A 22181-nucleotide genomic window follows, 5' to 3' on the forward strand; every position below is an offset into this window, starting at 1 on the left:
ACTAAGAGACTTTTTAATACAAAGAGGATTCGCCTTCTGGGCGGGTCTTAAAGCGGCGATGCAGCCACATGTATTGCCCTGGTGCGCGCAAGATCTCTTTTTCGACCACCCGATTCATAAAGGCCGCCGCAGCAACCTCATCATCCATCGGGAAGCCTTGAATTGCTGGGGAGATCACTAAGCGGTAACCGCTGCCATCTTTATTGCGGATCGGTGCAAAGGCCACTAATGCTGGATCGGCGGCTTGCATCAGAATACTGGTGCCGGTGGTGGTCGCCGCTTTATCGACCGCAAAGAGTGGGACAAAGACACTGCGGCGTGGGCCGTAGTCATGATCGGGAGCGTACCAAATAATCTCACCGGCACGCAGGGCGCGGATCATCCCTTTTACGTCTTTACGATCAATCATGTACTTGTTGGAGCGCAGACGACCCCAGGTTTGCAGCCAGTCCATCAGTGGATTATTGTTCGGTCGATAGACGCCCACGCCTGGGTTATACATGCCAAAAACGCGCGCACCGAGCTCTAGAGTCAGGAAGTGCACGCCAATGAGCAGTACACCGCGTTGTTCGGCTTGCGCTTTACGCATATGCTCCAAGCCTTCTACTTGGAAGATTTTTTTCACCCGCCAGTCTGGCCAAAACCAGGCCATGCCGGTTTCCATCACCGCCATCCCCGTGGATTCAAAGTTTTCTTGCAGAATTTGGGCGCGCGCTTCGCGGCTCATATCTGGAAAGCACAACTCAAGATTACGTTCGGCAATTTTTACCCGACGCTTACCAATGCGCATAAACAGCCGCCCCAGCGTGAACCCGATCCGACGAATCAAAGGATAAGGCAGCAGCGTGACCAGATATAAAGCCGCGATCCCTAGCCAAGTCAGCCAGTAGCGCGGATGAAAATATGCTGTACGAAATTGAGCTTGAACCATGATGAACTTCACATTAGCAGGGCAGACGTCTTAGTTTACCTGCAACCGCGCCGCCTTGCATGTGTGTTATGCCACCCTGTGGTACACTCTGCCAGAATTTCTTTTTTTGCTGTGTGTGGAGCAAACCATGAATGTGACTCTGCCTGATTATTCCCGCTCAGGGGTTCTGGTGGTTGGGGATATCATGCTGGATCGTTACTGGCACGGACCGACCAGCCGGATTTCACCGGAAGCGCCGGTACCGGTGGTCAAGGTCGAACAGATTGAAGAACGTCCGGGCGGTGCGGCTAACGTGGCGATGAACATTGCCTCACTCGGTGCGCGTTCGTGTCTGGTTGGTCTGACGGGCCAAGATGATGCGGCGCAAGCGCTGACACAGGCCCTGCAGGCGGTGGAGGTGGAGTGTGATTTCGTCGCTGTGCCCACCCATCCGACGATCACCAAGCTGCGCGTGTTGTCACGCAATCAGCAACTGCTGCGTCTGGACTTCGAAGAAGGGTTCGACAACGTGGCGCCGCAGCCATTGTTAGACCGTATTACCCACGCATTGCCACACGTTGGCGCGCTGGTGTTATCGGATTATGCCAAGGGCGCGCTGAGCGCGGTACAGGCGATGATCCAGCTGGCGCGTAGTGCCGGCGTGCCGGTACTGATTGATCCGAAAGGCAATGATTTCGAGCGCTATCGTGGTGCGACCTTATTGACGCCAAATCTGTCCGAGTTTGAAGCGGTGGTCGGGCGTTGCAAGTCCGAAGAAGAGCTGGTGGAGCGCGGCATGGCGCTGCTGCATCGCTTTGATTTAGAGGCCTTATTGGTCACTCGCTCTGAAAACGGCATGACGTTGCTGCGTGAAGGTCATGCGCCACTGCATCTGCCAACGCAGGCGCAGGAAGTGTATGACGTTACCGGTGCTGGCGATACCGTGATTGGTACCTTGGCCGCCACGTTGGCGGCAGGCAAGTCACTGGACGAAGCCTGTTTCTTGGCCAATGCTGCCGCAGGTGTGGTGGTGGGTAAACTGGGCACCTCGACAGTGTCACCGCTGGAGCTGGAAAACGCAGTGCGTGGCCGTAGCAATACCGGTTTTGGCGTGATGAGCGAAGCTGAGCTTAAGCTGATGATGCAGCAAGCGCGTCGCCGTGGCGAGAAAGTGGTGATGACCAATGGCTGCTTTGACATTCTGCATGCCGGCCATGTCTCGTATCTGGAAAATGCCCGTAAGCTGGGTGACCGCCTGATTGTGGCGGTGAACAGCGATGAGTCAGTGAAACGCTTGAAAGGCGAAAGCCGTCCGGTGAATCCGTTGTCACAGCGCATGGCGGTGTTGGCTGGTCTCGGCGCAGTTGATTGGGTGGTACCGTTTGAAGAAGACACGCCGCAGCGTCTGATTGCGTCTTTATTGCCGGATTTGCTGGTGAAAGGCGGTGATTATCAGGTGCATGAGATTGCCGGTGGCGCAGAAGTGATTGCCGCGGGTGGTCAGGTCAAAGTGTTGAACTTTGAAGATGGTTGCTCGACCAGCAACATTATTGCGGCGATCCGCGACGGACGCGGCTGAGGCGTACAAGCATCACTGTGGCTAGGCAGGTTCTGACCCTGACCATGTCTTGATGTTGTGCTTCCTGATGTTATGCCAAAAAGACGATGAAAACAGGCGATTATTTCGCCTGTTTTTTTTTGCCCCATGCTAGCTTATTCCAAGCGTATTTAGGGCTGTCGGGCAAGGAAGGGCCACAATGTCAGGGTTAAAACAAGAACTCGGGTTATTACAGGGGATCGGGCTGCTATCCACGTCATTGCTGGGAACCGGCATTTTCGCTATTCCGGCCTTGGCGGCGGTGATTGCTGGTCAAAGCGCTTTGTGGGTGTGGCCACTGCTGATTGCGTTAGTGTTTCCGGTGGCGATCGGTTTTGCGGCTTTAGGCCGTCATTATCCTCATGCTGGCGGCGCTGCGCATTTTGTGGAACAAGCCTTTGGCAAGCGCATGGGGCGAGCCACGGCGTGGCTCTTCTTATCCGTGATCCCGGCTGGTTTACCCGCGGCGCTGCAGATTGCGGCCGGTTTTTGGCAGGCGGCCTTTGGTTGGGGGGCTGGCTTGGCCATGCTTGTGCAGTTGGCGACGTTGCTGCTGATCCTCGGCCTGGGGTTGCGCAGTGCGGGCTCGTCGGCCAATGTGCAAACCCTGATAGCGTTGCTGATCATCTGTTTGGTGCTGGTGATCGCTTATGCGGGGCGCTTATGGCAAACCCCGAGCCTGCCGCAATGGCCGGCGGCCTTGACCTTGGGACAGGCGCTGGCAGTGATGTTCTGGTGTTTTGTCGGGATCGAAGCGTTTGCCCATTTGGGCTCGGAGTTTCGCCAGCCGGAGCGCGATTTTCCGCGTGCCTTGTTGTGTGGTTTGCTGGTGGCGGGCAGCATCTATTGGTTGTGTACCTTGGCGGTGTTGCACTTTTCTGCCTATGGTAGCCAGTTGCCGGCATCCGCCTCGATTCCATCGATTGTCGGCGGGCTGTTTGGCCTACGTGCGCAGCGGATTGCTTGCTTGATTGGTTATCTGGCCTGTTTTGCCAGTATCAATATCTATCTGCAAAGCTTTGCTCGCCTGATTTGGGCACAAGCAGCACAGTGGCGTCCGAATAGCCGTTTAGCGCGCTTATCGCGCCGTCAGGTACCGGCCAATGCGCTAACTTTGGTGGTGGGCTTATGCGCGCTATCGGCATTGGCATTGCAGGGGCTTGGGGTGTCATTATCTGAGCTGATCATCTATGCCAACGGGATTTTCGTGTTGATTTACTTGCTATCCATGCTGGCTGGCGTGGTGTTATTGCAAGGCTGGGTGCGTTGGGCGGCGTTGCTGGGGGCGGGACTGTGCGTGCTGATGTTGCTGGCTATCGGTTGGCATAGCGGTTATGCGTTAGCGATGTTGGCGCTGTTATATGCCTTGGCGTGCTATTGCCAGCGCCGAAGTGAACGCTCACTGATACAGGCAGGTTAACCAACCTGTTAGTCACTTAATGATGCGGCTATCGAGCCGCATCGGTGTGCGATGCGTTTAGCAGCAGCAAGGTGTCAGCAGGGAATTAATCAGATTTTGCAGCACGATATCTTGGCTCTGTCCGCCGTGGTAATAAATCCAAATCGGTTGCCGTTCATACACATCGGCTAAGCGTCGCCAAATGAGTTGTGTATCTGGTTGCAGCTGCATGGCGGTGGCCGGTAAGACTGTTAGTCCTAGACGGCTGTTGACCGCCGCCAAGATAGCGGTGATTTGGCTTAAGGTGGCGGTAATTTTCAGTGGGATATCTTGCTCACTGGCCAGATTCAGTAACGTGCTGTGGGTAATGTGCGGTTCTGGCAATAAAATCAGGTGCTGGTCGCGCAGCTGCTGCACACAAATTTCTTTGTGGGTAGCCAGTGGGTGTGAGGGCGGGAGCACCACCATCAGTTCATCATCGCAAAACGGTTGTTTTTCAATATTCGGTGGTAGCGCCGGATTGGCCTGCCCAATCACCATATCCAGCTTATGTTCGGTCAGTTCAGCCAGCAGATGAGCGACCGGCGCTTCGGTAATGGTCATGCTGAGCGCTGGTTGGCTGAGGGTATAACGCAGCAGGTTATTGATCACCGGTTCAACCGATTGAACCATGCCGATACGAATTTGTTGCTGATTGCCACCGTGATAATGACGAACGCTTTTTTCCAGCGCGTCGGCATCGCGGATTAATTGGCTGACTTGTGGATAGATATGTTCGGCAAATTCGGTGGGCAACATATGTGATTGACGTCGCTCAAATAATGCGATGCCGTAATGCTGCTCCAGTTTAATCAATTGTTGAGATAATGCCGATTGGGTAATAAACGCTTTATTCGCGGCTTTACTGAGATTTTGTTCTTGATACACCAGACTAAAATAATACAGTTGCTTTAAATCAGTTAGCCGCATACATCCCTCGGAGTAACATGAATCTGGGTGAGATAAAATCCTGACTCAGTCTATAACACAAATATCGGGCTCAAAAGGGTATAACGGCGCATAAAAAGCACATCGTAGTGTAATCAAAGATAAAATATGGACTCTCAGTGATCCGCCTTGTTAACAAAGAAAAATTCACCCACAGCTTACAGATGAACTTCGCTAAATATGAAATAAATGGCGAAAATGCTAACAAAACAGGGTGTTGCCGTGTAAATATTGTCATCCAGTAAAAATATGCAGTTTTGCTGGGTGATTATGAAATTTCTCGATTTATCTCCCAGTATGTCGGGGAAATGATTTAATCATTGCGCTGAGCAGGTTAACTATTTTATTACGCATTCACGCTGAATATAAATGTGCCTATGTTAGCGGCTTGCACCGAAATAATAGCAAAGACTGGGGCGCCGAATTAAGTCAGCGAGGCTGAGAGAGAATAGAGATAACGAGCCTGATGGTGCGCGTATGGATGATTCGGCTATCAATGCTTAGATCGCGGCGATGTTCACTTCGCTATATTGCGAACTCTATGTCACGAACTTTGACTCATGTATTAGCGAACTGCGTGGCGTGGGCTCACCACGGTTTATCTGTCACTTCGGTAGAGCATAAAGCGCGGGCGCGCAAGCAAAACTCTGCAGTTGAGCGATGAGTTTTTTGCTGAAGTGGTTATACTAGCGCACAGCTGTAAGCTTGAGGTGATTATGCTAGTTGTAGTTCGCGCCATTATTGTATTGCTGTATGCGTTGCTGCTGTGTGTCGGTGGCAGTTTATATTGTTTGTTTAGCCCACGTAATCCACGTCATGTGTATACGTTCGCCCATCTGTTTAGCAAATTAGATCGGGTCATGGGGCTGAAAGTTGAGCGTCGTTTCCCGCAAGGGTTCGAGCAATTCGGTGACAGCGTGTATATCGCCAATCACCAGAATAATTACGACATGGTGACTGTCTCGGGCATGGTGTTGCCGCGTACGGTGACTGTGGGTAAAAAGAGCCTGCTGTGGATCCCGTTCTTTGGTCAACTGTACTGGCTCACCGGTAACATTCTGATTGATCGAAATAATCGTAGTAAGGCGCATGACACCATTTCTCAGGTGGTGGACAAAATCAAAGAGCGCAATATTTCGGTATGGATGTTCCCAGAAGGAACCCGTAGCCGTGGCCGTGGTTTGTTGCCATTTAAAACCGGGGCTTTCCATGCGGCGATTGCTGCCGGTGTGCCGGTGGTGATTGTGTGCGCCTCTGAGCAGCACAACAAAGTGAATCTGAACCGTTGGAATAACGGGCATGTGATCGTTGAGATGTTGCCTCCTATCGATACCACCGGTTACACCCGTGAAAATGTGCGTGAGCTGGCGGCGCTGTGCCATCAGATGGCGGCCGATAAAATTGCGCAGTTGAATGCCGAAGTGGCCGAGCGCGAACGTCAAGATCGCGCGGCGTAAGTCGTATCCAGCCTGCCTTGGCAGGCTATCGTGGTTTATTCATGCGCGCCGGCTCCTCGGTTCGTCGCCAGCGCGGGCTGGTGATGGGACCGCCGAGGGCTGGCGCGGGATCATTTTGTTTTCGGAGATATCATGGCTCTCAGTCGTCGACGTTTTTTACAGCTGACCGGAGCATCTGTGTGTGCCGGGGCTGTCTATCCGGCACTGAAACTGGAGGCGGCAACCGGGCCGTCTCAGCCATTACCCATCCCTCCTTTGTTGGAGTATCGGCATGGGCGGCCATTATTTCTGACCCTACAAGGAACGCATTGGGCGTTTAGTCAAAATGCGGCGCCGGTGTCGGTGTGGGGAGTGAACGGCCGCTATTTGGGGCCGACCGTGCGGGTGAAGCGCGGTGACAACGTGAAACTGATTTACAGCAACCGTCTGGATGAAGCGGTTTCCATGCGAGTGCAGGGGCTGCGAGTGCCGGGGGTGTTGGATGGTGGACCGGCGTGGTTGATGAAGCCGCGCAAAGAGTGGGCGCCGATTTTACCGGTGCGCCAAGCTGCCTCTACCTGTTGGTATCATGCGGATACCCAAGGCAAGATGGCCGAGCATGTGTATCGGGGCTTGGCGGGCCTGTGGCTGGTCGATGATGAAAACACCCGTGACTTGCGTTTGCCGAAGCACTATGGCGTTGATGATATTCCGCTGATTTTACAAGATAAGCGCTTTAATCCGTTTGGTGAGCCGAAGTATGAAGCAGCGCCAGGCGGTTTTATCGGTAATACCTTGCTGATCAATGGCGTGCAAGATCCGTTCATCAATGTGTCACGTGGCTGGGTGCGTTTGCGTCTGGTGAATGCCTCGAATGCCCGTCGTCTGCTGCTGCAGATGAGTGATGCGCGCTCGATGTATGTGATTGCCGGTGACGCGGGTTTGCTCAATGCACCGGTGGAAGTCAAGCAGTTCAGCCTGGCTCCCGGTGAGCGCCGTGAGATTCTGATCGACATGAGCAATGGCGATGAAGTGACCCTCACTGCCGGTGAGTCGGCGGGATTAGTGGATCGCATCAAGGGCTTGTTTGAGGACTCCAGTATTTTGGTCTCCTCGCAAGTGCTGACCTTGCGCCCAGAAGGCTTGTTGCCGCTGATGACGGATAAGTTACCGGCGCGCTTGCCGGCTGAGGAAGGGGGCGTTAGTAACATCGAGCGTACCCGAACCCTGCGTCTGGGCGATGTGGCTAGTCCTGGCATCAATGGTGCGGTCTGGAATGAAGGTCGGGTTGATATCGATACTCGCTTTGCGGCTAGTGAGCGTTGGATCGTGCATGCATTAACGCCGCAGCCATTTACGTTGCATGGCGCTATGTTCCGGATCCAGTCGGTGAACGGTCAGCCACCGAAAGCCGAAGATGCCGGTTGGAAAGATACCGTCTGGGTTGACAGCGAAGTGGAGCTGATCGTGCGCTTTGATCAAACAGCTGGCGCTGATCATCCGTTCCGTTATCACAGTGGCATTTTGGAAATGGCCGATCGCGGCACCATGGGGCAATTTACCGTTAACCCATAATCCACATTCATCGGCCGATACAACAGGCATAAAAAAAGCGACCGCATGCGAGGCATGACGGTCGCTTTTTTGTATCGCTATGAATGCCTTGTGTCATTCATTAGCCGTGGCGCATCACACCTGAAAGCGCTTGATCAGGCCAGACAGTACGTCAGACTCATGATAAATCGCCTCGGCTTGTACTGCCGTCTCGCCGGAGACCTGCAGAATTTGCCCTGAGGAGTCGGCCACAGCGCGAATATCTTGGCGGATACTCTGGCTGGCTTGTACCTGCTCTTGTAGGATTTGACGGGTACTTTCCACCATATCCGCAGCGGCGCTGATTTCAGCGCGAATTTGGGTGATGCAGCTGCCGCCGTCTTGCGCTTGTACGATCCCGCGGTGCAAATCGTCGACCATGGTGTCCATACGCCCTTTGGCATTCAGGCTGCTGGCCTGAACTTGCTTAATGGTGTCATGGATTTCGCGAGTCGCGACACTGGTGCGCTCGGCCAGTTTACGCACCTCATCGGCTACCACCGCAAAGCCGCGCCCCTGTTCACCGGCACGCGCCGCTTCGATGGCCGCATTCAGCGCCAGCAAGTTCGTTTGCTCGGCTACATCACTGATCACCGCCACAATCGCTGAGATGTTGTTGACCTGATCGGCCAGCTCATCGATCCGTTGCTGCGTCTCGCCCACATCGCGTTCAATATCGGTCAGGCGACCGACTGCTGCGAAGATGGTCTTGTGGCCATTATCCGATTGTAGACAGGCTTGCTCACTTTGTTGCCGCGCTTGTTGGGTTTGCTCGGCGGCATAGCGGGTTTGCTCGCTAAATTGATGCGCAGTGGCGGCAATACGGTTGGTGGCATCGCGCTCTTGCTCAATCAGCTGGGTGCTGTGCTCGGTATTACTCACAATCGAGCGGCTGTGCTCATGCAGGTGCGCGACACTTTGCTGCAGCTGTTGCACCACATCATGTAGCGATTGGCGCATGCGCAGCACCGAGGCGTGAATACTGACATCATCACGATTTGGCAGGGCATGATGCTGGCTCAGATCGCCATTGGCGACCGCTTGCACCAGCTGTTTCACATCGGCCGGCTCACCGCCTAAATCATTCAGCAGACCCCAGATCATGCGGCTGATAATCAGCCCGGTAAGGGTGGCAATCAGAAGACAAATACCCAACTGCCAACCGGCGTTGGACCAAAATCGCTGGTTAACTTCAGCCTCGCTGATCCCGGTGCCGACCACCCAATTCCAGCGGGGGGTTTGCTGGGCGACCGACAGCAAATCCACCACCTGATTGTTACGCTTCGATGTCCAGTGGTACTCGGTATATTGGCCGTGATTGGCGCGCAGGGCATTTTGCAAAATTGCGCCAACACTGTTGCCGCTGGCGTCTTTAAAATCGTGGAAGCTGGTGCCGTGCAGCTGTGGTTCGAGTGGCGTCGCGACGAAGTTCAGCTTCTCATCGGCCACATAGACATATTCACTGTCATGATATTTGTTGGCACGTAATAAGTCAGTGGCAATCGCCTTGGCTTGCTGTTCAGGCAATTGGCCGCTAGCCGCCATCTGTTCAAGCTCAGTAATGGTGGAGAGCGTGCTTTTCATCAGTTGCTGAATACGGGCTCGATTATCCTGATCGCTGGCCGCCCGCATTGCTAATAACCCGATCAGGGAAATACCGACCATGGCGATCAGAAGTCCACCAATCAACAACCATCCTTTGTGTTTTAATTTCATGTGCGCTGGATCTCAGACAAAGACAATGACAGAGATCGCTATTATCGCATGTCTGCTACAGAGGATAGGTGGCTTGTTTTGCGAGATGAAACAAGTTTTAGAAAGGATTTGGTGTGCCACAGACAGGACCAAGGGTCCTGTCTGTATAAGAAATCAACCGCGACGCACAGCGATGGCTTCGATTTCGATTTTGACGTCTTTTGGCAGACGCGCCACTTCCACGCAAGAGCGTGCTGGGAATGGTGCATTGTGTTCGGTAAAGAAGGCTTCGTACTCGGCGTTAACAGCCGCGAAGTCGTTCAGATCTTTGACAAACACGGTAGTTTTCACGATATCGGCAACACGCAGGCTAGCGGCTTCAACGATAGCACGGACGTTTTCCAGAGATTGACGGGCTTGAGCTACCACGTCTTCTGCGATTTCACCGGTAGCCGGGTTCACTGGGATTTGACCGGAGGTGATCACCATGCTGCCAAGATCGACGCCCTGAACATAAGGACCGATGGCGGCAGGGGCTTTTGCGGTGCTGATCACATGACTCATAACGCTTCCTTTTATTCGGTTTAAAAAGAGTTCGTTAGGATTATAAAGCCTGTGCAACAGGAAACACAGTGAGCCGTGCCAAAGGCTGACACGGCAATTGTAAGCTAAATCGAGTCAGTTGATGGCGAGTCGATTACAGCTGCTCGGTAACCACTTCACTATCAAACACTTTTTCACAGTATTTGCACTTTAATAGCACCTGCTGGGCTTTTTTGCGCACCCAAAAACCAGAGCTAACCGGCTCGCTGTGGCTGATGCAGTTACTGTTCGGGCAGTTCAGCACATGCTCGATGTACTCCGGCAGTTCCAGATGCCGTTTTTGCACCACCTGATAGTTTTCAATCTGGTTTACGGTGGCATCTGGCGCATAGATAGCCAACTGGTTAGCCTGCTCGCCAGTTAAGAACACATTTTCAATCTTGATCAGATCTTTTTGCCCCAGAGCGGCGGAGGGCAGGTTTAAACCCACGGTGATCCGCTGGCGTGTTTCGCTGAACTTAAACAGGCTCAAAATCTTGATGCCGATGGTGGCCGGAATATGGTCGATCACGGTGCCGTTTTTGATGGCTTCAACCTGCAGTTTATTTTCACGTTCCATGCTCAGCTCCTTAGGCCAGATTCAGTTCAGGATTCAGTACCAATGCCAGCAGTGCCTGACGGGCATACACGCCGTTATCGGCTTGCTGGAAATAGTAGGCGTAGGGGGTGGTGTCCACGTCCACGGTGATCTCATCGATACGTGGCAGTGGGTGCAAAATTTTCAAGTTCGGGCGCGCATCGCTCAGTGCTGCAGCAGTGAGGACAAACTGCGATTTCAGGTTGGCGTATTCGGATGGGTCAAAACGCTCTTTCTGTACCCGCGTCATGTACAGAATATCTACCTGCGGGATCACCTCTTCCATCGAAGTATGCAGGCTGTAGGTGATGCCTTTGCTATCCAGCTCTTCGAGGATGTAATCCGGCATCGCCAACGCATCTGGGGCGATAAAATAGAAACGGTTGCCGTTGAATTTGGCCAAGGCTTGAGTCAGCGAGTGCACGGTGCGGCCATATTTCAGATCGCCGACCATGGCAATGCTGATGTTGTCCAAGCGGCCTTGGGTTTCACGCAGGGTGAACAGATCCAGTAAGGTTTGGCTTGGGTGCTGGTTAGCGCCGTCACCGGCGTTGAAAACCGGAACGCCGTTGGAGAACTCGGAAGCCAAGCGTGCAGCACCTTCTTGTGGATGGCGCATCACAATGGCATCCACATAGTTGCTGATCACGCGAATCGAGTCGGCCAGCGTCTCGCCTTTTTTACCCAGCGACGTGTTGCTGCCGTCAGCAAAACCAATCACTTTACCGCCCAAGCGCTGAATGGCGGTTTCGAACGACAAACGGGTGCGGGTCGAGGCTTCAAAAAAGCAGCTGGCGACCACCTTATGTTGCAGTAACGTTGGCTGTGGCGTGGCTTTCAGGCGAGCGGCGGTATCCACCACCAGCTCCAACTCGGCACGGCTGAACTCCGGAATGGAGATGATGTTTTTGCGGTATAAGGGATTGGCCATGGTGCGCTCCTCTGCAGCCTGACGGGGTATGGACGAAAAAAAAGCCCCTGCAATTGAGGGGCTTTTTCTTGTAATAACGAAAGTGCCTGTACTGGACCTTCACGGCGGATCAAAAAACCACGAACGGCCGCAAAGTGGGCGGCATGTCGGCGCAATGTAACGTTTGCGTGACGCATTCGCAATGATCCTGACCAGCTGACAGACAAATTGTCGCGCATTATACGCAAAAACGCGGTCGCTGCAATATTCACCTTGCGGCCGGAGATCGTCAACAGTGCGCACGGTGGTAAATCACCGTGAACACTCGACAACCCATTACGCGCCGAGTGTGGCCACCATCACAGCTTTGATGGTGTGCATCCGGTTTTCTGCTTCATCAAACACAATCGAATAGGGGGATTCAAATACCTCATGGGTGACTTCCAACCCTTGCATGCCGTATTTGGCGCTTACCTCGCGGCCGATTTCGGTTTGATCGTCATGGTAGGCCGGTAAGCAGTGCATGAATTTCACCTGTGGATTACCGGTTTGGCGGATCACGTCCATGTTGATCTGATACGGCTTCATCAGGGCAATCCGCTCGGCCCAGGCACTTTCTGGCTCGCCCATGGAGACCCAGACATCGGTATACAGGAAATCCACGCCCTGTACGCCTTCGGCGACGCTATCGGTTAAGGTCAGCTTGGCACCGGTGGTAGCTGCAATGGCTTGGCACTGCGCAACCAGTGACTCTTCCGGCCAAAAGGTTTTCGGGCCGACCAAACGTAGATCTAATCCCATCAGCGCCGCACCTTCTAACAGCGAGTTACCCATGTTATTACGGGCATCGCCGAGATACGCCAGTTTCATCTGGTTTAACGGTTTGCCTTGCCCGTGCTCGAGCATGGTCAGGAAATCGGCTAAGATCTGCGTGGGGTGAAACTCATCGGTTAGGCCATTCCAGACTGGCACACCGGCATAGCGCGCCAACTCTTCGACCCGTGCTTGACCAAAGCCCCGATATTGAATGCCGTCATACATCCGCCCGAGAACTCGCGCCGTGTCGGCCATTGACTCTTTACAGCCGATTTGTGAACCGGATGGGCCTAAGTAGGTAACGTGTGCGCCCTGGTCATGGGCGGCCACTTCAAAGGCACAGCGGGTACGGGTAGAGGTCTTTTCAAAGATCAGCGCAATGTTTTTTCCCTGTAAGCGAGGTCGCTCATAACCGCCGTATTTGGCCTTTTTCAGCTCACTGGCCAGCTCAATTAAGTGCTGGATCTCTTTGCTGGTGAAATCGGTGAGTTTTAATACGTTCCGGTTACGCAGGTTAAAAGCCATATGTCCGTCCTTGTTTGCATATATATCTTTTGTTTGTGGTTAATATCGACTATTTATTCAATCTATTTGAGTTTTTATTTGTTTTCAAGTGTTGTGTTTAATTTATAAGCAATGGAAGTATCGGTGGTGAGGCGTGGCAGGGTGTGGGACAATGAAAACCGAATTACTTAACTCTCTGGAGGCCTTATGGCAGACCGTGAATTTCTGGAAGCACAGCAGGAAGAGACTCGCCTGATCATTGATGAACTGCTGGAAGATGGTAGCGATCCTGATGCGTTGTATACCATTGAGCACCATTTGTCCGCAGAGCGTTTTGAGGAGCTGGAAAAGGCGGCCGTTGAAGCGTTCAAGCTGAGCTATGAAGTGACGGATGCTGAAGAGCTGGAAGTCGAAGACGGCTCTGTGCTGGTATGCTGTGACGTCGTCAGTGAAATTCCGCTGAAAGCCGAGCTAATCGATGCGCAAGTTGAGCAGTTGGTGAAGCTGGCAGAGAAATTTGGCATCAACTACGACGGTTGGGGCACGTACTTTGAAGATCCGGACGGCGAAGAAGAGGAAGATGATGAATTCTTCGACGACGAGGATGACGAAGAAGAAGACGCGCCAACGCGCCACTGATTCTGATGGATGTCGTTAGGTGGGCAAGGCCAACGGCCATTGCCACTAACAGGATAAAAACCGGGCTTACGGCCCGGTTTTTTTATGCCTGTTGGCGGCTAAATGATTGGCGCGGGCGTGTGACGCATAAAAAAAGCCCGTCGCTGGCGACGGGCTTGAATACAGTAAAGTACTTAGGCGCAGATTGCGATTACAGATCCGCAATTACAGAGAGGCAATCACACCTTGCTGCTCTTCGAGCTTGCGCTTGGCTTCGGCATAACCGGCCAGCTTCTCACGCTCTTTGGCAATGACCGCTTCTGGCGCGCGCGCCACAAAGCCTTCGTTACCCAGCTTGCTTTCGATGCGAGCAACTTCGCCGTTCACTTTCTCGATCTCTTTAGCCAGACGCGCCAGCTCAGCATCCTTATCAATCAGACCGGCCATTGGGATCAGCAGTTCAGCCTGACCGACCAGTTTGGTCACGGATACTGGGCCCTTGTCGCCATCGGCCAGCAGCGTGATGTTGTCCAGACGCGCCAGACTCTGGATGAAGGTGCGGTTTTCTTCCACGCGGCGCTGCTCTTGCGCGTTGGTATTACGCAGCAGGATCTCCAGCGGCTTGCTTGGTGCGATGTTCATTTCAGCACGGATGTTACGTACCGCAATGATCAATTGCTTGATCCACTCCAGATCTTCCATCGCGGCAGCATCGGTCGCTTCTGGCTGATATTCTGGGAATGGCTGCAGCATGATGGTATCGCCCTGCACGCCAGCCAGCACTTTCACGCGCTGCCAAATCTCTTCCGTGATAAACGGAATGATTGGATGAGCCAGACGCAGCAGACCTTCCAGCACCTGAATCAGGGTGTGGCGGGTACCACGCAGTTCAGCATCGCTACCGCTGTTCATCACCGGCTTAGTCAGCTCCAGATACCAGTCACAGAACTGGTTCCAGGTGAACTCGTACAAAATACCGGCCGCGATATCGAAGCGGTAGTTGTCCAGCGCCTCACGGAATGCTTTCACGGTGTTGTTGAATTCACCCAAGATCCAGCGGTCTGCCAGTGACAGTACCATCTCGCCGCCGTTCAAGCCGCAATCTTGATCTTCGGTGTTCATCAGCACGAAACGGCTGGCGTTCCACAGCTTATTACAGAAGTTACGGTAACCTTCCAGACGCTTCATATCCCAGTTGATGTCACGGCCAGTAGAGGCCAGTGCCGCCAAGGTGAAACGCAGGGCGTCAGTACCGTGTGCTTCGATGCCGTTCGGGAACTGCTTCTGGGTACTCTTGCCAATTTTCTCAGCCAGCTGTGGCTGCATCATGTTGCCGGTGCGTTTTTCCAGCAGATCTTCCAGCGAGATGCCGTCAATCATATCCAGCGGGTCAATCACGTTACCCTTGGATTTCGACATCTTCTGACCTTGCTCGTCACGGATCAAACCGGTGACGTACACAGTCTTGAATGGCACTTGTGGCTTGCCATCTTCGTCTTTGATGAAGTGCATGGTCATCATGATCATGCGTGCCACCCAGAAGAAGATGATGTCGAAACCGGTCATCAACACGTCGGTTGGATGGAAGGTTTTCAGCGCTTCGGTATTTTCTGGCCAGCCCAGTGTGGAGAAAGTCCACAGTGCTGACGAGAACCAGGTATCCAGTACGTCGTCGTCTTGGCGCAGAACAATCACGTTGTCCAGCTTGTACTTGCTGCGCACTTCTTCTTCAGTACGGCCTACATACACGTTACCGGCGTTGTCATACCACGCCGGAATGCGGTGACCCCACCACAGTTGACGCGAAATACACCAGTCTTGGATATCACGCATCCAAGCAAAGTACATGTTTTCGTACTGCTTAGGCACGAATTGGATATCGCCGTTCTCAACTGCTTCAATGGCGGTTTTTGCCAGTGGTGCAACACGCACATACCACTGGTCAGTCAGCATCGGCTCGATCACCACGCCGCCACGGTCACCGTATGGAATGGTCAGATCGTGTGGCTTGATCTCTTCCAGCAGACCCAGCTCTTCAAATTCGGCCACCACGGCTTTACGCGCCGCAAAACGCTCCATACCACGGTACTTGGCAGGCAGCTCGGTGCTGTAAGCGGTGCTTGGCTCGCCATTGGTATTGAACACTTCGGCTTCATCACGGATATCCGCATTGAAGGTCAAAATGTTGATCATTGGCAGGTTGTGACGTTTACCGACTTCATAGTCGTTAAAGTCGTGCGCCGGAGTGATCTTCACGCAGCCGGTGCCTTTTTCCATATCGGCGTGCTCGTCACCCACGATTGGGATACGACGGCCGACGATTGGCAAAATAATCTCTTTGCCGATCAGATCTTTGTAGCGAGGATCTTCTGGGTTCACCGCCACACCGGTATCACCCAGCATGGTTTCTGGACGGGTAGTCGCGACTACGATGTAGTCTTTACCGTCCGCGGTTTTCACGCCATCAGCCAGCGGATAGCGGAAGTGCCACATGGAGCCTTTGCTCTCTTTGTTTTCCACTTCCAGATCGGAGATCGCGGTGTGCAGTTTTGGATCCCAGTTCACCAGACGCTTGCCGCGGTAGATCAGGTCATCTTCGTACAGACGCACGAACACTTCCTTCACCGCATTGGACAGGCCTTCATCCATGGTGAAACGTTCACGATCCCAATCGACAGAGTTACCCAGACGGCGCATCTGCTTACAGATAGTGCCACCGGATTCGGCTTTCCATTCCCAGATCTTGTCGATAAAGGCATCCCGGCCATAGTCATGACGGGTCTTGCCTTCTTCAGCGGCAATCTTGCGCTCAACCACCATCTGAGTCGCGATCCCCGCATGGTCGGTACCCACCTGCCACAGGGTGTTTTTACCCTGCATACGCTGGTAACGGGTCAGAGCATCCATCATGGTCTGCTGGAACGCGTGGCCCATGTGCAGGCTGCCGGTGACATTCGGCGGCGGGATCATGATGCAGTAGCTTTCCTGACGGGTATCACCATGCGGCTTAAAGTAGCCATTTTCTTCCCAAGCCTGATACAGAGCTTGTTCGATGGCGTTCGGGTTGTAGGTTTTTTCCATGGTCATCTTAAGGCTAATTCGTTGATGGCGTAATGCCGAGATCTTGGGTTGTCAGCTGGAAGCCGGCCTGTCGGTAAGCCTTATAGCGCTCACGCGCCTGCTGTTTCAGCGTCTCTTCGCAGGGGACGAAGTCTATCACCTGAAGGAAAGCAGAAGCAAAGTCGGCAACATCTGGTAATAAGGATATCAGTAAATCGCGCCGTGACGCGCTACGTTTTTCTGGCCAGGCAATTTCCACCGGTGAGCCATAGTGCGGCCCTTCACCGGCCAGATTATGCGGCACAAACTGCTGCGGATCGAATTGCCACAACGCCTCGTCTACCGCAAAGGCCTCTGTCTGTGACGCGCAGGCGATCAACACCCGTTGTCCGCGTCGCCAAGCATCCGCAGCTAAACGACAGGCATGATAGGCCTGGGCGCTTAATCCTGCCGGCAACTCGCCGTCGGCGCTCGCGGGCAGAAGATAAAAAGTGGCTTGTTTCATCATAATATAAACGGGGGCTGCCGCCCCCGGTAATGGTTACTCGTAATCCGTGTTGTGGCCGCAGGGCTGCTTACTCTTCGATGCTAACGCCAGCGCGGTTCAGCAGGAATTGCGTCAGCAGCGGTACTGGACGACCAGTTGCACCTTTGCTCTTGCCGGAACGCCATGCGGTGCCGGCAATGTCTAAGTGCGCCCAGTAATACTTCTTGGTGAAACGCGACAAGAAGCAACCGGCAGTGATCGCACCCGCTGGACGGCCTCCGATGTTGGCCATATCAGCAAAGTTGGACTCCAACTGCTCCTGATACTCATCACCCAGTGGCAGACGCCATGCGCGATCGCCTGCTTGCTCGGAGGCGCTCAGCAGATCGTTGGCCAGCGGGTTATGGTTCGACAGCAAGCCACTGATGTGGTGACCAAGGGCAATCACACAGGCACCGGTTAAGGTGGCCACGTCAATCACCAGCTCAGGGTCGAAGCGTTCAGCATAGGTAAGTGTATCACATAACACCAAGCGGCCTTCGGCGTCGGTATTCAGCACTTCGACCGTTTGGCCGGACATGGTGGTCAGGATATCGCCCGGGCGATAGGCGCGGCCATCTGGCATGTTTTCGCAGCCGGCCAAAATGCCCACCACGTTGAGTGGTAATTGCAGCTCGGCGACCGCGCGCATTACACCGAACACGGTCGCGGCGCCGCACATGTCGTATTTCATCTCATCCATGCCGTCAGACGGCTTGATGGAAATACCACCGGAGTCAAAGGTCAGCCCTTTCCCGATCAGCACAATCGGCTTGTCGTCTGGGTTCGCGGCGCCCTTATACTCGATAACCGACATCAGGGATTCATTTTGCGAGCCCTGACCGACCGCCAGATAGGCATTCATGCCCAGATCTTTCATCTGCTGCTCGCCAATCACGCGGGTGGTGACTGGTGAGAACTCATCGGCCAATTGGCGCGCATGAGAAGCCAGATAGGCCGGATTACAAATATTCGGCGGCATATTGCCCAAATCTTTGGCAATTTTGAGGCCAGAGGCTACGGCCAGACCATGTTGGATGGCCTTTTCGCCTACCGAAAGCTCACGGCGGGTCGGCACGTTAAATACCAGTTTGCGTAGTGGGCGACGCGGTTCAACCTTGATGCTCTTCATCTGATCAAAGGTGTACAGCGCTTCTTTGGCCGACTCCACCGCTTGGCGCACTTTCCAGTAGGTGTTGCGTCCGCGCACATGCAGTTCGGTCAGGAAACACACCGCTTCCATCGAGCCGGTTTCATTCAAGGTGTTGATGGTTTTTTGAATGATTTGCTTAAACTGGCGCTCATCCAGCTCGCGCTCTTTACCGCAGCCGACCAGTAAGACGCGCTCGGAGAGAATGTTGGGAACCTGATGTAAAAGCAGCATCTGGCCTGGCTTGCCTTCCAGATCGCCGCGACGCAATAATGAACTAATATAACCATCACTGATCTTATCCAGTTGCTCGGCGATCGGTGACAGACGGCGTGGCTCGAAGACACCAACAACAATGCAGGCGCTGCGCTGCTTTTCAGGGCTGCCGCTTTTTACACTAAACTCCATGCAGTCTCCTAAAGACAAAGGATGTGCTTTTCTGGATAATGGCGGGTTCATGAGAAAACTCAGTGAGGTAGATCGCCTTCACCAGATGAATGCGTTAATCTATTTACAGAATTATTAACAGCGCTCAGGCCGATGCGGAACAAACGATATTCCGCGCTTTTATCCAGCCAAAGCTCTGAAAAATGGCCTATTAGCCAAAAAACTATAGATATTCACTCAAAAAGACAAGTTTTCATAGGCGTAAAGAGCGTGATCATTATTAGATATCTGGTACGGGAAGTGCTGAAAAGCCAGATCGCCATCTTGTTTGTCCTGATGCTGATCTTCTTCTGCCAGAAGTTAGTCCGAGTTTTATCCTCCGCGGTGGAAGGCGATTTGCCGGCCAACCTCGTGATGTCGGTGTTGGGCTTAGGCCTGCCTTACATGGCGCAATTGATGCTGCCATTGAGCCTATTTGTCGGTTTACTGTTTACTTACGGTCGCTTATACGCCGAAAGTGAAATGACCGTTATGTTCGCCTGCGGTATGGGCAAACGCACCTTGCTGCGCGCCGCCGCGTGGTTGGCATTGCTGACTTCCATTTTAGCCGCGGGTAACGTGCTCTGGTTGAGTCCTCTGTCGGCGAAAACCGAAGCGCAAGTGATCAGCGAAGCGAAAGCCAACCCAGGGCTTGCCGCCTTGGTGGCCGGCCAATTCCAGAGCTCGCCCGATGGCAGTTCGGTGATTTTCGTCAATCGCTTGGAGGGCAACCAGCTGCAAGATGTGTTTGTGGCCCAGCTGCGTCCACGCGGTGAGAGCAGCCGTCCGTCGGTTGTGGTGTCTACTTCCGGTGAAGTAGAGAAAGCTAAAAATGGCGATCAAATGCTGACGCTGGACAACGGCGTACGTTATGAAGGCACGGCTTTCTTGCGCGATTTTCGGATCACGCACTTTGATACCTACAACGCCGTGATTGGTCATCAGGATGTCGAAGCTGACAGTGGCGATTGGGAGCAAATGCCAACGGCTGCGCTGTGGAAGGAAAATAACTCTCATGCCCGTGCCGAGTTGCACTGGCGGTTGACCCTGATTGCGGCGGTACCTATTTTGGCACTGCTGGTGATCCCGCTGTCGGCGGTGAATCCGCGCCAAGGGCGGTTTGCGAATGTGGTGCCAGCACTGCTGTTGTATCTCATCTACTTCTTGCTGCAAAGTGCGCTGAAATCGGCGCTGGATAATGGACGGATGGATTCGGCGGTCTGGATCTGGGTAACCAATGGTGGCTTCTTGCTGCTGGGGATTATCTTGAACATGTGGGACAGCATCCCAATGCGTCGTCTGCGGGCTCAGTTGAAAGGAGCGCAGGCATGATGCGGATTTTTGATTGGTACATTGGCCGGACGATTTTTGGCACCATCATGATGACCTTGGCCACCTTGGTGGGCCTGTCTGGGATCATCAAATTTGTCGAACAGCTCAAGAAAGTTGGTGAAGGTACCTACGGTGTCTGGGATGCCGGTCTGTTCACCTTACTGACGGTTCCGGCAGACATCAGTGTCTTTTTCCCTATGGCGGCGCTGTTGGGCGCGTTGTTAGGATTGGGGATGCTGGCCAGTCGCAGTGAGCTGGTGGTGATGGAAGCTGCCGGTTTTACCCGTTTACAGATTGCGATGGCTGTGATGAAAACGGCGATTCCGCTGGTGATCCTGACCATGGCGCTTGGCGAGTGGGGCGCGCCGTGGGGCGATCAGCTGGCGCGTAATCTGCGCGCACAAGCCATCTACGGCGGCTCGATGTTGGCTAAATCCGGTGGCCTGTGGGCCAAAGATGGCGATGACTTTATCTATATTGAGCGGATTGTCAGCCAGCAGGAGCTTAGCGGCGTAAACATCTACAAATTCAATCCGCAGCACCAGCTGCAATCAGTGTTGTATGCCAATAGCGCGAACTACACCGATTCAGGTTGGAAACTGCACCAGATTGATGAAGCAGTGATTGGTGAAAAAGCGGTAACCGGTGAGCAGCGCTTCTCGGCCGACTGGAAAACCAGCCTGAGTCCCGACAAGCTGAGCGTCGTGACCATTAAGCCTGAGTCGCTGTCTATCAGTGGGTTGTGGCAGTATATTCATTATCTGAAGCAAACCGGGCAAGAAACCGGGCGTTATGAGCTGGCGCTGTGGCGCAAAGTGCTGCAGCCGGTGACGGTCGGTGTCATGATGTTGTTGGCCTTGTCGTTCATTTTCGGCCCACTGCGTAGTGTGACCATGGGCGCGCGGGTATTGACCGGGATCTGTTTTGGTTTCGTCTTTTATGTTGCCGACCAGATTTTTGGTCCACTCAGTTTGGTGTACCACGTGCCGGCGGTGATTGGTGCCGCATTCCCGAGTGTCTTGTTCCTCGGTTTAAGTTGGTATTTGCTAACGCGCCGCCGCTGATAATGCATCTATCTCTGTCAGTAATAACGCCGGGCTTGCCCGGCGTTATTGTTTTTCGAATGAGGGAAGGTGAGTTGCGTTTATTCTTCGGTGGCGCTGTTGTTGGCAACATTCGTTTTAGGACGAACAGGAAGCACCACCATCTCGCTATCAGACATATAATCTTGAAACGCGCGCAGATTGCCGCGATCAAAGAGAACCAGCAGATTTCCCAGTCCTACCGTTGCTGTCGTCAAACGCACCAGACATTGAGTTACCGTGAGATTATGGCCATCAAGCTGTTGTACCCGTAAACGCCATGCTTTCATGCCCAGCGTTTGGCCGGCTTTATGCCAGAACCAAACATAGAATGCACAAAAGCAGCCCAGCAGATAAAACGCATACCATGCTTGGCTATCCAGATACGCGGCAACATCCACCGCATCGCCTAAAGAAATCAGATTCATACTGTGCAGCAAGGCCGTGATCCCCACCGCTATTGCTCCGGCTAGCATCACCAGCGCTAACGACAGCAATAAATCATAGACAAAAGCACCTAAACGGCGAAAAAAGCCGGCGCGCGGGTAACCATTAGAAGAAAGTACCGCCATATACATCCTGTAAATATCGATAAAAAGAAAAGGATTTCGGCCAGAGTGTAGACATTATTGCTAACCGAATAAAGTAATTGGTTTTTTTTCAAGCAATTGAACACGACATTGACATAATTCTATTGCAGTCGAAAGTACGGTATGTATAATGCCACACCATAAAGCCAGTGTGGTGAAATCGGTAGACACAGTTGATTCAAAATCAACCGCCTTCGGGTGTGACGGTTCGAGTCCGTCCACTGGCACCAAAAGCCTTCCTAAGCAACAGTTTAGGAAGGCTTTTTGCTTTTCTGTACTGCGTGTTTTTTCTCTCTCTAATTTTTGTCTAGGGGCGTCTTGTCGGCTAGGCTCTATCTCTATCTCTATCTCTATCTCTATCTCTATCTCT

18 protein-coding genes and 1 tRNA gene are annotated in these 22181 nt (G+C 53.2%); 8 read left to right on the plus strand and 11 right to left on the minus strand.

From position 1 onward, the window contains the following. Positions 1-13: 13 nt before the first annotated feature. Positions 14-931, minus strand: a complete 918-nt coding sequence (locus tag L975_RS11620; protein ID WP_047708767.1) for a Kdo(2)-lipid IV(A) acyltransferase — start codon at positions 929-931, stop codon at positions 14-16. Between the two features lie 127 nt (positions 932-1058). Between L975_RS11620 and hldE the strand changes: the two genes are divergently transcribed. Beyond that, positions 1059-2489 (plus strand): bifunctional D-glycero-beta-D-manno-heptose-7-phosphate kinase/D-glycero-beta-D-manno-heptose 1-phosphate adenylyltransferase HldE, encoded by a 1431-nt coding sequence (gene hldE / locus L975_RS11625; protein ID WP_047708769.1) that lies wholly within the window; start codon positions 1059-1061, stop codon positions 2487-2489. Positions 2490-2667: 178 nt separating this feature from the next. Beyond that, positions 2668-3927: an L-methionine/branched-chain amino acid transporter gene (yjeH, locus tag L975_RS11630; RefSeq protein ID WP_047708771.1), complete on the plus strand. Its 1260-nt coding sequence runs from the start codon at positions 2668-2670 to the stop codon at positions 3925-3927. Positions 3928-3984: 57 nt separating this feature from the next. Here yjeH and L975_RS11635 read toward each other — a convergent pair whose 3' ends face one another. Continuing rightward, a complete protein-coding gene (locus tag L975_RS11635) occupies positions 3985-4875 on the minus strand; it encodes a LysR family transcriptional regulator (protein WP_047708773.1) in 891 nt (296 codons plus the stop codon). Between the two features lie 734 nt (positions 4876-5609). Between L975_RS11635 and L975_RS11640 the strand changes: the two genes are divergently transcribed. Then, positions 5610-6350, plus strand: coding sequence for a 1-acylglycerol-3-phosphate O-acyltransferase (locus L975_RS11640; protein WP_039045944.1), 741 nt, complete (start codon positions 5610-5612; stop codon positions 6348-6350). A gap of 132 nt (positions 6351-6482) precedes the next feature. Further along, complete coding sequence (gene ftsP, locus L975_RS11645; protein ID WP_010862531.1) at positions 6483-7904, plus strand: cell division protein FtsP; 1422 nt, start codon at positions 6483-6485, stop codon at positions 7902-7904. Between the two features lie 114 nt (positions 7905-8018). On the opposite strand, the gene L975_RS11650 is transcribed toward ftsP, so the two are convergent. The 5 genes from L975_RS11650 to argF form a co-directional block, all read right to left on the minus strand. Continuing rightward, the gene (locus L975_RS11650) at positions 8019-9638 is read right to left on the minus strand and encodes a methyl-accepting chemotaxis protein (protein WP_047708774.1); all 1620 of its coding nucleotides are present in this window, start codon (positions 9636-9638) and stop codon (positions 8019-8021) included. A gap of 153 nt (positions 9639-9791) precedes the next feature. Beyond that, complete coding sequence (gene ridA / locus L975_RS11655; protein WP_010862529.1) at positions 9792-10181, minus strand: 2-iminobutanoate/2-iminopropanoate deaminase; 390 nt, start codon at positions 10179-10181, stop codon at positions 9792-9794. 133 nt (positions 10182-10314) lie between these two features. After that, a complete protein-coding gene (gene pyrI / locus L975_RS11660; RefSeq protein ID WP_010862528.1) occupies positions 10315-10779 on the minus strand; it encodes an aspartate carbamoyltransferase regulatory subunit in 465 nt (154 codons plus the stop codon). Positions 10780-10789: 10 nt separating this feature from the next. Beyond that, positions 10790-11728, minus strand: coding sequence for an aspartate carbamoyltransferase (gene pyrB, locus L975_RS11665; protein WP_010862527.1), 939 nt, complete (start codon positions 11726-11728; stop codon positions 10790-10792). A 315-nt stretch (positions 11729-12043) separates the two neighbouring features. Continuing rightward, positions 12044-13048, minus strand: a complete 1005-nt coding sequence (argF, locus tag L975_RS11670) for an ornithine carbamoyltransferase (RefSeq protein ID WP_047708776.1) — start codon at positions 13046-13048, stop codon at positions 12044-12046. 186 nt (positions 13049-13234) lie between these two features. On the opposite strand from argF, the gene rraB reads away from it, so the two are divergent. Then, positions 13235-13666 carry a ribonuclease E inhibitor RraB gene (gene rraB, locus L975_RS11675; RefSeq protein WP_010862525.1) on the plus strand — a complete coding sequence of 144 codons (432 nt, stop codon included), beginning with the start codon at positions 13235-13237 and terminating at the stop codon, positions 13664-13666. A gap of 204 nt (positions 13667-13870) precedes the next feature. On the opposite strand, the gene L975_RS11680 is transcribed toward rraB, so the two are convergent. The 3 genes from L975_RS11680 to pepA all read right to left on the minus strand — a co-directional run bounded on the left by L975_RS11680 (position 13871) and on the right by pepA (position 18789). After that, positions 13871-16726 carry a valine--tRNA ligase gene (locus tag L975_RS11680; RefSeq protein WP_047708791.1) on the minus strand — a complete coding sequence of 952 codons (2856 nt, stop codon included), beginning with the start codon at positions 16724-16726 and terminating at the stop codon, positions 13871-13873. 13 nt (positions 16727-16739) lie between these two features. After that, positions 16740-17210, minus strand: coding sequence for a DNA polymerase III subunit chi (locus L975_RS11685; protein WP_036769146.1), 471 nt, complete (start codon positions 17208-17210; stop codon positions 16740-16742). Positions 17211-17280: 70 nt separating this feature from the next. Further along, the gene (gene pepA, locus L975_RS11690) at positions 17281-18789 is read right to left on the minus strand and encodes a leucyl aminopeptidase (protein WP_010862522.1); all 1509 of its coding nucleotides are present in this window, start codon (positions 18787-18789) and stop codon (positions 17281-17283) included. A 249-nt stretch (positions 18790-19038) separates the two neighbouring features. Between pepA and lptF the strand changes: the two genes are divergently transcribed. Both lptF and lptG read left to right on the plus strand, forming a co-directional pair. Further along, positions 19039-20139 carry an LPS export ABC transporter permease LptF gene (gene lptF, locus L975_RS11695; protein WP_010862521.1) on the plus strand — a complete coding sequence of 367 codons (1101 nt, stop codon included), beginning with the start codon at positions 19039-19041 and terminating at the stop codon, positions 20137-20139. Then, positions 20136-21203, plus strand: coding sequence for an LPS export ABC transporter permease LptG (gene lptG, locus L975_RS11700; RefSeq protein WP_010862520.1), 1068 nt, complete (start codon positions 20136-20138; stop codon positions 21201-21203). Before lptF ends, lptG begins: the two co-directional genes overlap by 4 nt. Before the next feature lie 80 nt (positions 21204-21283). On the opposite strand, the gene L975_RS11705 is transcribed toward lptG, so the two are convergent. Further along, positions 21284-21793 carry an RDD family protein gene (locus tag L975_RS11705; protein ID WP_052181441.1) on the minus strand — a complete coding sequence of 170 codons (510 nt, stop codon included), beginning with the start codon at positions 21791-21793 and terminating at the stop codon, positions 21284-21286. A gap of 163 nt (positions 21794-21956) precedes the next feature. Between L975_RS11705 and L975_RS11710 the strand changes: the two genes are divergently transcribed. Further along, positions 21957-22041, plus strand: a tRNA-Leu gene (locus L975_RS11710). The last annotated feature ends 140 nt before the right edge of the window (positions 22042-22181 follow it).

Source organism: Plesiomonas sp. ZOR0011 (assembly GCF_000800945.1).
In the GTDB taxonomy this organism is placed as follows: domain Bacteria; phylum Pseudomonadota; class Gammaproteobacteria; order Enterobacterales; family CAMTGL01; genus Plesiomonas; species Plesiomonas shigelloides.

Excerpts from the sequence above, each read along its gene's own strand:
- L975_RS11620 (WP_047708767.1), bottom strand. The coding sequence starts at position 931 with ATGGTTCAAGCTCAATTTCGTACAGCATATTTTCATCCGCGCTACTGG.
- hldE (WP_047708769.1), top strand. The coding sequence starts at position 1,059 with ATGAATGTGACTCTGCCTGATTATTCCCGCTCAGGGGTTCTGGTGGTT.
- yjeH (WP_047708771.1), top strand. The coding sequence starts at position 2,668 with ATGTCAGGGTTAAAACAAGAACTCGGGTTATTACAGGGGATCGGGCTG.
- L975_RS11635 (WP_047708773.1), bottom strand. The coding sequence starts at position 4,875 with ATGCGGCTAACTGATTTAAAGCAACTGTATTATTTTAGTCTGGTGTAT.
- L975_RS11640 (WP_039045944.1), top strand. The coding sequence starts at position 5,610 with ATGCTAGTTGTAGTTCGCGCCATTATTGTATTGCTGTATGCGTTGCTG.
- ftsP (WP_010862531.1), top strand. The coding sequence starts at position 6,483 with ATGGCTCTCAGTCGTCGACGTTTTTTACAGCTGACCGGAGCATCTGTG.
- L975_RS11650 (WP_047708774.1), bottom strand. The coding sequence starts at position 9,638 with ATGAAATTAAAACACAAAGGATGGTTGTTGATTGGTGGACTTCTGATC.
- ridA (WP_010862529.1), bottom strand. The coding sequence starts at position 10,181 with ATGAGTCATGTGATCAGCACCGCAAAAGCCCCTGCCGCCATCGGTCCT.
- pyrI (WP_010862528.1), bottom strand. The coding sequence starts at position 10,779 with ATGGAACGTGAAAATAAACTGCAGGTTGAAGCCATCAAAAACGGCACC.
- pyrB (WP_010862527.1), bottom strand. The coding sequence starts at position 11,728 with ATGGCCAATCCCTTATACCGCAAAAACATCATCTCCATTCCGGAGTTC.
- argF (WP_047708776.1), bottom strand. The coding sequence starts at position 13,048 with ATGGCTTTTAACCTGCGTAACCGGAACGTATTAAAACTCACCGATTTC.
- rraB (WP_010862525.1), top strand. The coding sequence starts at position 13,235 with ATGGCAGACCGTGAATTTCTGGAAGCACAGCAGGAAGAGACTCGCCTG.
- L975_RS11680 (WP_047708791.1), bottom strand. The coding sequence starts at position 16,726 with ATGGAAAAAACCTACAACCCGAACGCCATCGAACAAGCTCTGTATCAG.
- L975_RS11685 (WP_036769146.1), bottom strand. The coding sequence starts at position 17,210 with ATGAAACAAGCCACTTTTTATCTTCTGCCCGCGAGCGCCGACGGCGAG.
- pepA (WP_010862522.1), bottom strand. The coding sequence starts at position 18,789 with ATGGAGTTTAGTGTAAAAAGCGGCAGCCCTGAAAAGCAGCGCAGCGCC.
- lptG (WP_010862520.1), top strand. The coding sequence starts at position 20,136 with ATGATGCGGATTTTTGATTGGTACATTGGCCGGACGATTTTTGGCACC.
- L975_RS11705 (WP_052181441.1), bottom strand. The coding sequence starts at position 21,793 with ATGGCGGTACTTTCTTCTAATGGTTACCCGCGCGCCGGCTTTTTTCGC.